The sequence below is a fragment of the Streptomyces sp. NPDC045470 genome (assembly GCF_040646595.1).
Taxonomy (GTDB): Bacteria; Actinomycetota; Actinomycetes; order Streptomycetales; family Streptomycetaceae; genus Streptomyces.
The window spans coordinates 540,664-555,620 of record NZ_JBEZAN010000003.1 but is presented as its reverse complement, the minus strand read 5'-3'; the positions used below and the strand labels follow the sequence as shown (position 1 = coordinate 555,620).

Annotated in this window: 10 protein-coding genes; 5 read left to right on the top strand and 5 right to left on the bottom strand. The window is 71.2% G+C overall.

The annotated features are described in order from the left end of the window. Positions 1-3: 3 nt before the first annotated feature. Positions 4-2,178, top strand: coding sequence for a 3-hydroxyacyl-CoA dehydrogenase NAD-binding domain-containing protein (locus AB0A97_RS12730; protein WP_361148236.1), 2,175 nt, complete (start codon positions 4-6; stop codon positions 2,176-2,178). A gap of 76 nt (positions 2,179-2,254) precedes the next feature. On the opposite strand, the gene AB0A97_RS12725 is transcribed toward AB0A97_RS12730, so the two are convergent. Beyond that, positions 2,255-3,649, bottom strand: a complete 1,395-nt coding sequence (locus tag AB0A97_RS12725) for an ATP-binding protein (protein WP_361148234.1) — start codon at positions 3,647-3,649, stop codon at positions 2,255-2,257. A 90-nt stretch (positions 3,650-3,739) separates the two neighbouring features. Continuing rightward, positions 3,740-4,471, bottom strand: a complete 732-nt coding sequence (locus tag AB0A97_RS12720) for a MerR family transcriptional regulator (protein WP_361148232.1) — start codon at positions 4,469-4,471, stop codon at positions 3,740-3,742. Between the two features lie 229 nt (positions 4,472-4,700). Between AB0A97_RS12720 and AB0A97_RS12715 the strand changes: the two genes are divergently transcribed. Both AB0A97_RS12715 and AB0A97_RS12710 read left to right on the top strand, forming a co-directional pair. Beyond that, on the top strand, positions 4,701-5,078 hold the full coding sequence (locus AB0A97_RS12715; RefSeq protein ID WP_361148230.1) for a hypothetical protein: 378 nt from the start codon (positions 4,701-4,703) through the stop codon (positions 5,076-5,078). Between the two features lie 404 nt (positions 5,079-5,482). Then, complete coding sequence (locus AB0A97_RS12710; RefSeq protein WP_361148792.1) at positions 5,483-6,919, top strand: amino acid permease; 1,437 nt, start codon at positions 5,483-5,485, stop codon at positions 6,917-6,919. Positions 6,920-6,999: 80 nt separating this feature from the next. On the opposite strand, the gene AB0A97_RS12705 is transcribed toward AB0A97_RS12710, so the two are convergent. From AB0A97_RS12705 to AB0A97_RS12695, 3 genes are all read right to left on the bottom strand, one after another. Continuing rightward, on the bottom strand, positions 7,000-8,508 hold the full coding sequence (locus AB0A97_RS12705) for an MFS transporter (RefSeq protein ID WP_361148228.1): 1,509 nt from the start codon (positions 8,506-8,508) through the stop codon (positions 7,000-7,002). A 117-nt stretch (positions 8,509-8,625) separates the two neighbouring features. Continuing rightward, entirely contained in the window at positions 8,626-9,651 is a 1,026-nt protein-coding gene (gene sph / locus AB0A97_RS12700; RefSeq protein ID WP_361148226.1) for a sphingomyelin phosphodiesterase, read from the bottom strand. Positions 9,652-9,799: 148 nt separating this feature from the next. Next, positions 9,800-11,311: a M1 family metallopeptidase gene (locus AB0A97_RS12695; protein ID WP_361148224.1), complete on the bottom strand. Its 1,512-nt coding sequence runs from the start codon at positions 11,309-11,311 to the stop codon at positions 9,800-9,802. 245 nt (positions 11,312-11,556) lie between these two features. On the opposite strand from AB0A97_RS12695, the gene AB0A97_RS12690 reads away from it, so the two are divergent. Together AB0A97_RS12690 and AB0A97_RS12685 are read left to right on the top strand one after the other, a co-directional pair. Further along, positions 11,557-13,521, top strand: coding sequence for a Xaa-Pro dipeptidyl-peptidase (locus AB0A97_RS12690; RefSeq protein WP_361148222.1), 1,965 nt, complete (start codon positions 11,557-11,559; stop codon positions 13,519-13,521). Positions 13,522-13,691: 170 nt separating this feature from the next. Continuing rightward, on the top strand, positions 13,692-14,945 hold the full coding sequence (locus tag AB0A97_RS12685) for a M14 family metallocarboxypeptidase (RefSeq protein ID WP_361148790.1): 1,254 nt from the start codon (positions 13,692-13,694) through the stop codon (positions 14,943-14,945). Positions 14,946-14,957: the final 12 nt, after the last annotated feature.

Below are 14,957 nucleotides of genomic sequence, written 5' to 3'. Positions count from 1 at the left end.
CCCATGAGTGAATCCACCACCATCCGCTGGGAACAGGACGAGACCGGCGTCGTCACCCTCGTCCTCGACGACCCGGACCAGTCGGCCAACACGATGAACGCGGCCTTCAAGACGTCGCTGACCGCCGTCGCCGACCGCCTGGAGGCCGAGCGGGACACCGTACGCGGCGTCATCTTCACCTCCGCCAAGAAGACCTTCTTCGCCGGCGGCGACCTGCGTGACCTGATCGCCGTCACGCCCGAGCACGCCGAGCGGGCGTTCGAGACGGGCCAGGGCATCAAACGCGACCTGCGCCGCATCGAAACCCTCGGCAAGCCCGTCGTCGCGGCCATCAACGGCGCTGCTCTCGGCGGCGGTTACGAGCTCGCGCTCGCCTGCCACCACCGCGTCGCCCTCGACACCCGCGCCACCAAGATCGGCCTGCCCGAGGTGACCCTCGGCCTGCTCCCCGCGGCCGGCGGCGTGGTCCGTACGGTCCGGCTGCTGGGCATCGCCGACGCGCTGCTGAAGGTGCTGCTCCAAGGCACCCAGTACAACGCCACCCGCGCTCTGGAGCACGGCCTGGTCCACGAGGTCGCGGCCACGCCCGAGGAACTGACCGAGAAGGCCCGCGCGTTCATCGACGCCAACCCCGAGGCCCAGCAGCCCTGGGACGTCAAGGGCTACAAGATCCCCGGCGGCACCCCGGCGCACCCGAAGTTCGCCGCCAACCTCCCCGCCTTCCCGGCCAACCTCAAGAAGCAGCTGAACGGCGCCCCGTACCCGGCCCCGCGCAACATCCTCGCGGCGGCCGTCGAGGGCTCGCAGGTCGACTTCGAGACCGCGCAGACCATCGAGGCGCGGTACTTCGTCGAACTGGTCACCGGCCAGATCTCCAAGAACATGATCCAGGCGTTCTTCTTCGACCTCCAGGCCGTCAACTCCGGCGCCAACCGCCCCAAGGACATCGCGCCGCGCACGGTCGGGAAGGTCGCCGTCCTCGGTGCCGGCATGATGGGCGCGGGCATCGCGTACTCCTGCGCCAAGGCCGGCATCGAGGTCGTCCTCAAGGACGTGTCCCCGGAGGCGGCCGAGAAGGGCAAGGCGTATGCGGCGGGCCTGCTCGCCAAGGCGCTGAGCCGCGGCCGGACCACCGAGGCCGCGCGGGACGAACTCCTCGCCCGTATCACCCCCACCGCCGACCCGCGGGACCTGGCCGGCTGCGACGCCGTCATCGAGGCGGTCTTCGAGGACACCTCCCTCAAGCACCAGGTGTTCCAGGAGATCCAGCACATCGTCGCCCCCGACGCGCTGCTGTGTTCCAACACCTCCACGCTGCCCATCACCGGCCTCGCCGAAGGCGTCGAGCGGGCGGCCGACTTCATCGGCCTGCACTTCTTCTCACCCGTCGACAAGATGCCGCTGGTGGAGATCATCAAGGGCGAGCGGACCGGCGACGAGGCGCTGGCCCGCGCCTTCGACCTGGTACGCCAGATCCGCAAGACCCCCATCGTCGTCAACGACTCGCGCGGCTTCTTCACCTCCCGCGTCATCGGCCACTTCATCAACGAGGGCGTGGCGATGGTCGGCGAGGGCATCGAGCCGGCCTCCGTGGAGCAGGCCGCGGCCCAGGCGGGCTATCCGGCCAAGGTGCTCTCCCTGATGGACGAGCTGACCCTCACCCTCCCGCGCAAGATCCGCGACGAGACCCGGCGGGCGGTCGAGGCGGCCGGCGGCACCTGGTCGGAGCACCCGGCCGACACCGTCATCGACCGCATGGTGGACGAGTTCGGGCGGCCGGGCCGCAGCGGCGGCGGGGGCTTCTACGCGTACGGCGAGGACGGGAAGCGGGGCGGCCTGTGGCCGGGCCTGCGCGAGCACTTCACCAAGGCCGACGCCGCGATCCCCTTCCGGGACATGCAGGAGCGGATGCTGTTCGCCGAGGCGCTGGACACCGTCCGCTGCTTCGAGGAAGGCGTGCTGACCTCCGTCGCGGACGCCAACATCGGCTCCATCCTGGGCATCGGTTTCCCCGGCTGGACCGGTGGCGTCATCCAGTACATCAACGGCTACGAGGGCGGGCTGCCCGGCTTCGTAGCCCGCGCCCGCGAACTCCAGGCGACGTACGGGGAGCGGTTCGCGCCGCCCGCGCTGCTGGTGGAGAAGGCGGAGAAGGGGGAGAAGTTCAGCGACGCGTGAGGCTCGTGGTGGTGCGGGCCGTCCGGAGCCGGCCCCGCACCACCACGGACCGGGCCGGTCGGCCCCGCCCGGCCGGTCACTCCCGTCTGAGGCGCCACGCCGCACGGGGCCCGGCCCGGTCCGGCACCGGCTCGATCTGCCCGGCGTCCCGCAGCCGGTGGAAGACCCGTTTCATCCGGTTCTCGGAGGCGATGCCGGTGATCCGGCGCGCGATCCGGTTGGGGATCTCCGGGTTGGACCGCAGGTACTGGAGCACCAGTTCCTCGGGCCGGGCCAGCGGCGTGTGCTCCAGCACCACGACGAACGCGTTGTCCTCCACGAAGAACCGCGGCTCCCTGAGCTTGGCCGCCTTCATCGTGCTCAGGACGGTGTCCAGCCCCTCGCCGATGTCCTTGTTCGGCGGGTCCGGGTACTTGTTGAGCAGCCGCACGATCGTCGGGTTGCGCGCGAAGCGGTCCGTGAAGAGGGTGTCCGGCGTCATGTGGCCGGGCAGCCGGCCCGGACTGCGGACCTCCACCCGGTTGTCGAAGACCGAGATCAGGATGTCGTCGGAGAGGTTGTAGTCCCGGTGGATCACCGCGTTGACGATGATCTCCTTCAGCGCCTCCGGCGGATAGGCCATCGGCGACAGGGCGCCGTCCGGGCCCAGCACCGGAACCGACTGGATGATCCGGGTGACCGCCGCCAGCGTCCGGTCGATCAGCAGCCGGGCCGGCCCGTCCACCGTCGTCGGCGCCGACTTCAGGTGCCGGCGGTCCGGGACCTGCTCCCCGGTCTCGTACCGGGCGATCTTCACCGAGCACTTCTTCGGTACGACGACGGGCGGCTCGGCGGCGAACAGGACGGCGCCGGCCACGGTCGCCGGCGACCCGCCGCGGTCCACCAGGCGCTGCCGGCGCAGGAACCGTTCGGCGGAGGTGCTCGGGCTGTACCGGCCGAGGAAGACGTGCAGCTCGTCCTCGTCCCGCAGCTCCTCCAGGGTGTAGTCGCGCAGCAACTGGTCCTCGTAGGAGCGGGCGCCCTTGGACAGCGACAGATCGGTGATCTGTGTCCCCTTCAGGCGCCGTGACTGGGCGCCCCGGCGCTGCGGTACCTCGCCGCGCGCCGTCTTGTGCACGTCCGGGCTCTTGTGGACCGTGACCAGGCAGGCCCACCCCAGCTCCGGATGGCCGTCCACCCGCAGGTACTCGATGTCGTACGGAACCGGCGGCTCCACCTGGTCGACCATGGCCTGCTGGACGAAGTTGGCGTCCTCCAGCGAGGCGAAGCCGCGCCACCGCGCCAGCCCGCGCCCGCTGCGCGGGTCCTCGATGCCGACGATGAACTCCCCGCCCTCGGCGTTGGCCAGGGCGGCCGCGATGACCTGTACGACCGCCCCGCCGGCGCGGCCGCTCTTGAACTCCCAGAAGTGACTCTCCTGCCGGGCGAGGATGTCCGCCGCCTCGGCCCGGGAAACGCTGCGCCCCTCCACCCACGGCCTCGTCTCGCTCGTCGGGTCGTGCCGCACCGCCGGCCGCACCCCGTGGGACCGGTAACCAGGTCATGCCCGCCGGGCGCGGGATCACTCCTCGGCGTAGGTCGCCCGCAGTTCCTCGCGCATCGACCGCTGGAAGGCCGTGACCAGCGCCTGCACCACCATCGGCTGCATGTGCGCGGAGAGCGACTTCATCGACTCCACCTGCTCGGGGTCCGACTCGCGTTCGCGGTACGGGCCCCAGACCTCGTCATGGAAGAGCCGGGTCAGCTCGCGCGCCGCCGAGCGCGTGTGTTCCTGCACGACGGTACGCGCGGCGAGCAGCGTCTCCAGCGCGACCGGTACGTCCAGCAGGCGGATGCCCAGGTGGAGGACGGCCGGGTCGACCCGGAACGCGTCGGGGTCCCCGGTGCGCTCCAGGACGTCCATCGCCGCCAGCCGGTCGATGTCGTCCTCGCTCAGCGCCCGTCCCGCGCGGCGCTCCAGGTGGGCCCGGGTCGCCTCCTCGGCGGAGTCCGGAGACCAGGAGGCGACCAGCGCGCGGTGGATGGCGAGGTCGTGGGCGCTGAGGTCGTCGGGCAGCCGGGCGAGATAGCGCTCGATGGCGGCCAGCGTCATGCCGTGATGCTGGAGTTCCTCGATCAGGGCGAGCCGGGACACGTGGGCGGCGCCGTACCTGCCGACGCGGCGCGGGCCGATCGCGGGCGGCGGCAGCAGCCCACGGGTGCTGTAGAAACGGACGGTGCGCACGGTCACGCCCGCGCGGGCGGCCAACTCGTCGACGGTGAGTGTCGGTTCTTCCCCGGCCCCGGTGGCCATGCCGCGCCTCACTTCCCTCACTGCGTCCGCGCGAGTGCCCGCGCCCCCTGCGCCCGCCGCGTCCGTGCCGCGGGGCCCGTGTTCAACAGTATTGCTGTCTCACCGGCCTTGTGAAACCTTTCGGGACCGGTGGGAACGAGGTACGCGGGTGTGTGACCGTCAGTGGCGGATCGCGGGTCTTCACCCGCGAGGCGGACCCGCGGATACCCGGGCCTGGGATCATGGGTGCATGTCCCGCCTGCCCGTCGAGCGTCGTCCGCTGACCGTGTCCGAGCGAGCCGTGTTGGAGCACATCCTCGCGGCCGACTTCGCCGGTGCGTACGAGCTGCGCGGTCAACTGGACCGGACGGATGTCGTGGCCCTCTGGGGGCCCGGGTCGGTGAGCGTCGATCTGCGGGTCCGGGAACCGGTGCGGTACGCCGCCCTGCCCTCCGAGCTGGTGCCCGTCGATGCGCACGTCCACGACCAGTACGGCGAGTACCTCGGTGAACTGCTGGTGTGGACCGACAGGGGCACCTGCCTGGCGGCACTGGAGTACGCCCGGATCGCGGACGAGATGCCGGAATCCCTGCCGCCCACGGACCACGTGCTGGTCACGGTGCGCTGACTCGCCTGCGGTCCACCGGCGCCCGGTCGGCGAAAGCGCCACTGCGACGGCGCCACGCTCTCGGCTCGGCGGCTGTTTCCGGCCAGTGAAGACCGGAACGCGATGGTGCGCTTCGTTCTTTTCGGTGAGGGGTGATGACCGGAGCGTGGCGGAATGGTGGGCTCGTCGACATGGCCCCGACAAGCCATTCCGGGCATAACCGTACGGATTATTGATGGCTCATACATGCTGTGATCCAGCACACAGACGAGGGGGCGGCTCTGGGGGAAGGTGTGCCGTCGGCCGGACTCGCGTGACCCGTGGGACCGGTGACGGCTCCATCGCCTGCCCGAAAGCGAGATGAACCAGCTGTGAGCACGGAAACCGTCCAGGAAGACGCCCACAGGCCACCGGACGGGGGGAAGGTGTCGACCGCCCAGGACGCGGGGGACGCCGGATACAGCAAGGGCCTCAAGGGCCGGCACATCAACATGATCGCGATCGGTGGGGCGATCGGCACCGGCCTGTTCCTGGGCGCCGGCGGTCGGCTCGCCTCCGCCGGACCCGCGCTCGCCGTCGCGTACGCGGTCTGCGGCCTGTTCGCGTTCTTCGTCGTACGGGCCCTGGGCGAACTGGTGCTGCACCGCCCGTCCTCGGGCTCCTTCGTCTCGTACGCGCGGGAGTTCCTGGGGGAGAAGGGCGCCTACGTCGCGGGCTGGATGTACGTCGTCAACTGGTCCACGACCGGCATCGCCGACATCACCGCGATCGCCCTCTACACCCACTACTGGAGCCTGTTCACCGCCGTGCCGCAGTGGGCCATGGCGCTGATCGCGCTCGCGGTGGTGCTGGCGATCAACCTCATCTCGGTGAAGATCTTCGGCGAGATGGAGTTCTGGTTCGCGATCATCAAGGTCGCGGCCCTGGTCGTCTTCATGTTCATCGGGATCTTCCTGCTGACCACCCAGCACCCGGTGGGCGGTGAGACCCCCGGCCTGAACCTGATCACCGACCACGGCGGCTTCTTCCCGAGCGGCCTGCTGCCCGTGGTGGTCGTGCTCCAGGGCGTGGTCTTCGCCTACTCCGCCGTCGAACTGGTCGGCGTCACCGCGGGCGAGACCAGCGAGCCGGAGAAGGTCGTGCCCAAGGCCGTGAACTCGATCATGTGGCGGGTCGGTGTCTTCTACGTCGGCTCGGTCATCCTGCTCGCGCTGCTGCTGCCGTGGAACAAGTACACCGGCTCCGAGAGCCCCTTCGTGACCGTGCTGTCCAACGTGGGCGTACCGGCCGCGGGCGACGTGATGAACCTCGTGGTGCTCACCGCCGCCATGTCCAGCCTGAATTCCGGCCTCTACTCGACCGGCCGCATCCTGCGCTCGATGTCGATGGCGGGCTCGGCGCCGAAGTTCGCCGCCCTGATGAACCGCAACCAGGTGCCGTACGGCGGCATCATGCTCACCTCCGCGGTGTGCGTCCTGGGCGTCGGCCTCAACTACCTGGTGCCGGGCAAGGCGTTCGAAATCGTGCTGAACATCGCGGCGCTCGGCATCATCAGCACCTGGTGCACCATCATGCTCTGCCACCTGGTCTTCGTCCGGCGCTCCCGCGCGGGCCTGGTCGACCGCCCCCGCTTCCAGCTTCCGGGCACCCCCGTCACCGACATCGCGACCATCGTCTTCCTGCTGGGTGTCGTCGTCCTGATGGCCTTCGACAGCGAGGGCGTGGGGCAGCAGACCGTGATGCTGGTGCCGGTCATCGGCGCCGCGCTGTTCGGTGGCTGGTTCGTGGTCCGCGGCCGGGTGAGCCGGATCGCGGCCGAACGCGAGGCGGCGGCCGGCCGGTCGATGCTCGACAAGGGGTGACCCCGAGGCCGTAGGGCAGCGGACGTGGTGAAGGGCGGTCGTGCGCAGGCCGCGCGACCGCCCTTCGCCGTGCGGGTGGCTCAGCCGTCCGCCGCTTTCGCCGCCTTCGCGGCCCGGTCGAGTTCCGCCCGCGCCGTACGGTCGGCCGCGCGCCGGATGACCGTCGTCAGCACCGTGACCACACAGGTCAAGGCGACCGAGACCACCGTGGTCCACATGGCGGCGCGCGCGTACCCGGCGGCGGTCGGCGCGCCGCCGGCCAGGGCGAAGAAGGCCGCGCCGATGACCGCGACACCGGCGGCCCCGCCGAACTGCTGGGCGGTGGTGAGCACCCCGGCGCCGATCCCGGCCCGCTGCACGGGCACCCGCACCAGCGAGGCGCCGATCAGTTGCGGGAAGGTGAGCCCGTTGCCCACCCCGGCCACCGCCATCGTGACGACGACCCAGGGCAGTGCCCCGCGGTCCGGCAGGAAGTGGAGCACCAGGGTGAGCGCCGTCAGGCCGGTCACCGTGACGACGCTGCCCAGTTGCAGCATGCGCAGGCCGAAGCGCTGCACCAGCGGACGGCTGAGCAGCGAGCTGGCCGCGAAGCAGACGCCGGTCGGCGCGAAGGCCAGCCCGGCCCCGAAGGGCCCCAGCCCGAAACCGCCCTGGAGCAGCAGCGTCAGGGTGAACATCACGCTCGCCCAGTACGCCATGAAGGCCGCCCCCGTCACGACACCGGCGAGGTAGGAGCCCTCGCGGAACAGCGTGAGGTCGAGGACGGGATCGCCGCCCCGCGCGGCCAGGCGACGCTGCCAGGACACCGTGGCCGCGCCCACCGGCAGGGAGGCCGCCAGGCAGAGCCAGGTCCAGACCGGCCAGCCGGCGGTGCGGCCCATGGCGAGCGGTACGAGCACCAGGCCCAGCGTCAGCGCCACGCCGCCCGCACCGGTCAGGTCCAGCCGGGCCCGGCGCGCGGAGCGCACCGAGGGCAGGAAGCGCAGGGCCAGCAGGGCCGCGACCGCGCCGATCGGCACATTGATCAGGAACAGCACCCGCCAGCCGAGCCCGAGGATGTCGGCGTCCAGCATCAGCCCGCCGAGCACCTGCCCGGCGACCGAGGCCGTCCCTCCGGCGACGCCGTACCAGGCCATCGCCCGGCCCCGGGCGTGCACCGGGAACGTGGCGGTGATCGTGGCGAGCACCTGCGGGACCATCACGGCCCCGGCGAAGCCTTGCAGCAGCCGGGCGCCGACCAGTTGGGCCGGGTTCACCGCGATGCCGCACAGCAGGGAGGTGACGGCGAAGGCGATCAGCCCGACGATGAACGTACGCCGGTGCCCGAAGAGGTCACCGAGCCGGCCGCCGGTGATCATGCCGCTGGCGTACGCGAAGGCGTAGCCGCCGACGATGAGTTCGAGGGCGGCGGGCCCGGTGTGCAGATCCTTCTCGAACGAGGGGGCGGCGACGTTGACGACGAAGAAGTCGAACTGTGCCATGAACCACGCGGACAGCAGGACGGCGAGCAGCGGTCCCGGACGCGGAGCGGCGGTCGTGGGGGAGGGCCGCCCGGAAGTGGCCCGTGGATCGGCTGATAACTCGGTCACCACAGCATCCTGGACCCACCGTGTCCAGGAAAGCAAGTGGCGCCATGCTCCTCCGCCCCTTACCGAAGGTCCGCACGCCGGCCTGCCCGTGCAGAGCCGCCCGGCCGGAGCCCTGGCCTAGCTCAAGCGCTGAGCGGCCACCACGGGGTAGTGGTCCGAGAGGTTCGTGTACGTGTAGTCCTTGCCCCAGCTCGACACCGTCCAGGGGGCGGACCGCTCCTCGACGACCTCGTTGGACCAGCCGGCGGGCCGGGCGTGGCCCCGGCGGTGCAGGACGTGGTCCAGGTCCTCGCGCGGGTCGTCCGGGTAGCGGTAGGCCGCGACGGAGTTCTCCCGGGTGTCGAAGGAGTACGGGTGCCCGGTGCGCGTGTCGGCCGCCACGAGTCCGGCGTCGGTGAGCAGGGAGGCGAATTCGGGACTGCGGGTGTCGACGTTCAAGTCTCCGGCGACCATGACCTGTTCGTCCGCCGGGATGTTCTTCGCGTCCAGAAAGGCGTCGATCTCCTTGAACTGCTGGGCCCGGACCGCTGCCGCTTCCCCGGCCCCGCACCCCGGGTCGGTCGACTGGGCGTGCGTGCCGACCACGTGCACCGTGGTGCCGCGGACGTTCAGCGCCGCGTAGACGAAGCCCTTGTTGGACCAGTAGTCGGCACCGCAGGCGTCTTTGAACACGTACTGCTCCTTACGGAGCAGCGGCCACTTGCTGAGCAGGGTGACCCCGCCGTCCTCCGGAGTGGCGGCGGAGTAGGCGCCGCCGGTGGCGTCCCAGCCGCTCCTGCCGCGCCCGACCACCGGCGTCTGGTGCGGATACCGTGCCGCCGCCGCGGACTTGAGCGCGTCGGAGGACGCGTTGTCGAAGGCCTCCTGGAGCACGACGACGTCCTGGCCCTGGAAGAAGCCGGCGGAGGCTGTCGCCTCGGCCCGGTGGTCCTGACCCCAGTTGGGGTAGAGGCTCTTGCTCATCAGGAAGACGTTGTACGAGAGCACCTTCACCGCGGGAACCGCTGCCGGGGGCCGGGCCTCCGGCGCCCCCGCGGCCGACGCCGCGGGGGCCATGGCGAAGCATGCCGTGACGGCCGTTCCGGCGGCCAGCGCCGTGGCGAGGGCGGCGGTCAGCGGGCGGCGTGGCGGACGGTGCGGCATGCGGACTCCTGGTGGCGTGAGGGGGGGACCCGCCGCACATCGAACCAGGCGTACTTACTTCTGAGTAACGTTTGGGTGGCGTGGAGATGGAGGGGAGGTGGCACGTGCGCCGGGGCCCGGCGCACACCGCGCCGGGCCCCGCTTCACGTCAGTGCCGGTGGCCGTGGTCGTGCACGGTGTTCGTGGCCTGGATCGACTTCCAGGACTTCGGCTGCGCCGGTGCCTTGGCCGGGGCGGCCGACCGGGCGCCGAACGCCTTCTTCGCGGCCGGGGCCGAGGGCTTGGACGGCTGGAAGAGCCAGGTGTCGAACAGCTCGGCGAGCGGCTTGCCGGTCTTGCGCTCGGCGTACGTCACGAAGTCCCGCACCGAGGCGTTGCCGTACTTCTTGTCGGTGGGCCAGGACTTCAGGAGCCCGAAGAACGCCTGGTCGCCGACCTCGTTGCGCAGGGCCTGGAGGGTGAGCGCGCCCCGGTCGTACACGGCGCCGTGGAACTGGTTGTCCGGGCCCGGGTCGCCCGGCTTGACCTTCCAGAACGGGTCGTCGGCCGGGTGCTGGGCGTAGACGTAGTCGGCCAGCTCCTGACCGGTGCCCTCGCCCTCCTTCTCCGACCACAGCCACTGGCTGTAGCGGGCGAAGCCCTCGTTGACCCAGATGTCCTTCCAGTCCTTGACCGAGACGCTGTCGCCGTACCACTGGTGCGCGATCTCGTGCACCACCACGGAGACGTTGGCGCCGTTGGCGAACGCCTCCTTGCCGTAGAACGGACGGGTCTGCGTCTCCAGCGCGTACCCCTTCTTCACATTGGGGACGTAGCCGCCGACGGAGTTGAACGGGTACGGGCCGAAGACCGACTCCAGCCACTCCGTGACCTCGGTGGTGCGCTCGATGCTCGCGCGCGCCGAGCCCTCGTAGGAGCCGAGGTCCTTGCTCACGGCGTTGATCACCGGCAGGCCGCTGGCCGTGGTGTCCTTGGTGACGTCGAACTTGCCGACCGCGAGCGTGGTCAGGTACGGCGCCTGCGGCTTGTCCGAACGCCAGTTGTAGCGTGTCCAGCCGAGCTTGGAGGTCTGCGACAGCAGGACGCCGTTGCTGAGCGCCTGGTCGCCGTCCGGCACCGAGACCGAGATGTCGTACGTCGCCTTGTCGGTCGGGTGGTCGTTGCTCGGGAACCACCACACGGCGGAGTCCGGTTCCTGCGCGATCACCCCGCCGTCGGGCGTGCGGTGCCAGGCGGAGTAGCCGTCGATCTTCAGCTCGGACGGCTTGCCCGCGTAGCGCACGACGACGCTGATGTCCTTGCCCTTGGGCAGCGGTGTGGCCGGCGTGATCTCCAGCTCGTGCTTGCCGGAGGTGGCGAAGGACGCCTTCTTGCCGTTGACGCGTATCTCGCTGACCTTCAGGCCGAAGTCGAGATTGAAACGGTTCAGGTCCTGGGTGGTCTTGGCGAGCAGCGTCGCCGTGCCCTCCAGCAGGTCCGTCTTCGGCTGGTACTTCAGCCGCAGGTCGTAATGGGAGACGTCATACCCGCCGTTGCCGCTCTCGGGGTAGTAGGAGTCGCCCGCGCCCGGAGCGCCGGGTGCGTAACTGGCCGCGGAAGCCGGGATCGCCAGCAGCAGGCTGAGGGCGGCCGCACCCGGAACGATGAGTCTGTGACGCACGAAATCCTCCAGCTTGTAGGGGAGGTGAGCCCGGTGGGCCCATCAGATCCTCAGGTGTTCAGACCTTATGTACTCGGGGCGCTCCCGTCATGTCCATGGCTGTATCTGACACATGACCGACATCAGGACGTCACAGGTCGCCCCTGTTCACCGTGCGGCACGGCACCCCGCGGACACCGCTCCGTTCACGTCCGTCACCCCGCGCACTCTTACGCACAGGAGTTCCCCCGCGCTACCGTCCGCCCGTGACTCCTAGCGCGCGGTTCCCCCGCATCCCCTGGAAAGCGCTCGTGGCGGCGGTGACCGTCGCCCTGTTGACCACACTCACCGGGCCGGCGTCCGCCGCCCAGGCATCCTCCGGCGAGTCCAGACCCGTGTACTCCTACGACCGCGCGATACGCGAATCGGTCTGGGTGGACACCAGGATCGACGGCGACTCGGACGGACGCACCGACCGGGTCGCCGTCGACATCGTCCGGCCGCGCGAACCCGCCCAGCAGGGCCGCCGGGTGCCCGTGATCATGGACGCCAGCCCCTACTACTCCTGCTGCGGGCGCGGCAACGAGAGTCAGAAGAAGACCTACGACAGCGCCGGACGGCCCGTGCAGTTCCCGCTGTTCTACGACAACTTCTTCGTGCCGCGCGGCTATGCGGCGGTCCTGGTCGACCTGGCGGGCACCAACCGCTCGGACGGCTGCGTGGACGTCGGCGGACGCTCCGACATCCAGTCCGCGCGCGCCGTCGTCGACTGGCTCAACGGCCGGGGCCGCGCCTACGACTCCCGTACCGGCGGCAAACGCGTCACCGCCGGCTGGTCGAACGGCAACACCGGCATGATCGGCAAGAGCTGGGACGGCACCATCGCCAACGGCGTCGCCGCCACCGGCGTCGAGGGACTGAAGACCATCGTGCCCATCGCCGCCATCTCTTCCTGGTACGACTACTACTTCGCCAAGGGCGCCCCGCTGTACGGCTCCGGTCCCGACCGGCTGGCCGACCACGTCAACAGCCCCGAAGCGCGCCTGCGCTGCGACGCCGTGCAGAAGAAGCTCGCCGAGGGCGCCCCGCGTACCGGGGACTGGACCCGGCTGTGGACCGAACGCGACTACGTCAAGGACGCGGAGAACATCACCGCCAGCGTCTTCGCCGTCCACGGGATGCAGGACCTCAACGTCCGCACCAAGCACTTCGGCCAGTGGTGGGACGCGCTCGCCGACAACGGCGTCGAGCGCAAGGTCTGGCTCTCCCAGACCGGCCACGTCGACCCGTTCGACTTCCGCCGGTCCGCCTGGGTGCCCACCCTGCACCGCTGGTTCGACCACTACCTGATGGGCTACGACAACGGCATCGACGACGAGCCGATGGCCGACATCGAACGCGCCCCCGACCGGTGGACCACCGACCGCGTCTGGCCCGCCGCCGGCACCTCGGCCACCACCGTACGGCCGCGCAACGGCAGCGCCCCCGGCGTCGGCGAACTCGGCACCCGGCGCGCGCCGCACGGCGCCACCGAGACCTTCACCGACGACCCGCGCCTGAACGAGGAGGACTGGGCCGCGCGGATCGACACCTCCACCCCCGCCAAGGCCGGGTTCACCACCAAGCCCCTCGCCAGGCCGCTGCGCCTGTCCGGCTCCGGCAAGGTGACCGTCACCGCCACCCCCGGTACCGCCACCGCCCACCTCTCCGCCGTCCTGGTGGACCTCGGGCCCGACACCATCCGTAACTACGGCGCGGCGGGCGAGGGCGTCACCACCCTCGCCGACCGCACCTGCTGGGGCGCGAGCACCACCGGTGACAGCGCCTGCTACAAGGAGACCAGGGCCGACACGGTGAACGTCGGCCACACCGTCTTCAGCCGCGGCTGGGCCGACCTGGGCAACTGGGCCGACCCGGGCAAGGGCCGCCCGCTGACCCCCGGCAAGCGCTACACGATCACCCTCGACCTGGCCGCGAGCGACCACGTCGTCCCCGCCGGGCACCGGCTCGCCCTCGTCATCGCCGGGACGGACGCCGGCCTGATCGACCCGCCGTCCACGACCCCGCGTCTGACCCTCGACCTCGCCCGCACCGCCGCCCGGCTGCCCGTGGTCGGTGGCGGCAAGGCGCTGGCCGCGGCCACGGCGGGCACCGGCGGGGCGCGGATCGCACCGGCGCCGACGACCGGCGTGGAACCGTCCGTACCGAGCCGCATACCCCGAACGGGCTGACCGCACCGAGGGGCCGGGCCGCCATGGCCCGGCCCCTCCGTACCCGTACGTCCGTACCCGGCAGCGCCCCTCCACCGTTCGCCCCACCGTCCGACACCGGAGGACCCCTCGTGACCACTCTCTCCCGCGGCCTCGCCTTCGGGGCGCTGGCCGCCGCGCTCACCGCGACCCTGCTGGCCGCGCCGCCCGCCGGGGCGTCCGGCCCGGATCTGCCCCGTACCGGCTTCGAGACCAGCGAGGGCGCCCGCTGGACCACCCAGCCGGAGGAACAGGACTTCCTCGCCGCCGTGGACCGGGCGAGCGACCGCGTCCGTACGGACCGGATCGGCACCACCGCGCAAGGCCGCCCGCTCCAGCTCGTACGCATCGGCGCACCGGCCCCGAAGAGCGCGGCCGACGTGCGACGCGGCAACGCGGTGCTGCTGATCTGCTCACAGCACGGCGACGAGCCGTCCGGGCGCGAGGCGTGCCTGTCCACCGTCCGCGACCTCGCCTTCGCCGGGGACCGGGCCACCCGGCGCTTCCTGGAACGCACGAGCGTGCTGGTCGTACCGACCGCCAACCCGGACGGCCGGGCCGCCGACACCCGCGGCAACTCCGGCGGCGTGGACATCAACCGCGACCACCTCGCCCTGAAGACCGCCGAAGCCCGGGCGTTGGCCGCCGTGCAGCGCGACTACCGCCCGGACGTCGTCTACGACCTGCACGAGTACGGGCCCACCGTGCCGTATTACATGAAGGACCTGCTCTCCCTGTGGCCCCGCAACCTCAACACCGCCCGCGCGGTGCACCGGGAGTCCACCGTCCTGTCCGAGAAGTACGTCCGCCCGGAAGCCGCCGGTGCCGGTTTCAGCACCGGTATCTACGGCATCTGGACCGACCCGCGGACCGGCGACCCGGTCAAACAGGTGGCCGGTGACGGCCAGGAGCGCATCCTGCGCAACACCGCCGGGGTGAAGAACTCCGTCGGGTTGCTCGTGGAGACCCGGGTCGACGCGCTGACCGACGCCGAGAAGGCCGACCCGGCGCTGAACAACCGCCGCCGGGTCCTCTCCCAACGCGCCGCGCTGGACGGCCTCTTCGATTTCGTCGCCGAACGCCGGAGCCGGATCGAGTCCGCCACGGCCCGCGCCCGGCTGGCCGGTTACGCCGACCGGGGGCCGGTCCACCTCGGCGGCGCGGACAACGAACCGCCCGCCGCCGGGAAGACCCTGGGCGACCCGCCGTGCGCGTACCGTCTCGACGCAGGGCAGTACGCCCAGGTCAAGGACGAACTCGCCCTGCACGGCGTGTCCTCGTACCGGACCGGGAAGGGGGGTGCCGTGGTGCCGCTGCGCCAGTCGCTGCGCGCCCTCGTTCCGCTGCTGCTGGACGGCCGGGCCGATTATCACCTTACGGCCGCGACTCCGCTCAAGGGCTGCTGAACGCGTCCCGCC

Coding starts and splice junctions, on each gene's coding strand:
- sph (WP_361148226.1), bottom strand. CDS start 9,651: ATGCCGCACCGTCCGCCACGCCGCCCGCTGACCGCCGCCCTCGCCACG.
- AB0A97_RS12720 (WP_361148232.1), bottom strand. CDS start 4,471: ATGGCCACCGGGGCCGGGGAAGAACCGACACTCACCGTCGACGAGTTG.
- AB0A97_RS12730 (WP_361148236.1), top strand. CDS start 4: ATGAGTGAATCCACCACCATCCGCTGGGAACAGGACGAGACCGGCGTC.
- AB0A97_RS12715 (WP_361148230.1), top strand. CDS start 4,701: ATGTCCCGCCTGCCCGTCGAGCGTCGTCCGCTGACCGTGTCCGAGCGA.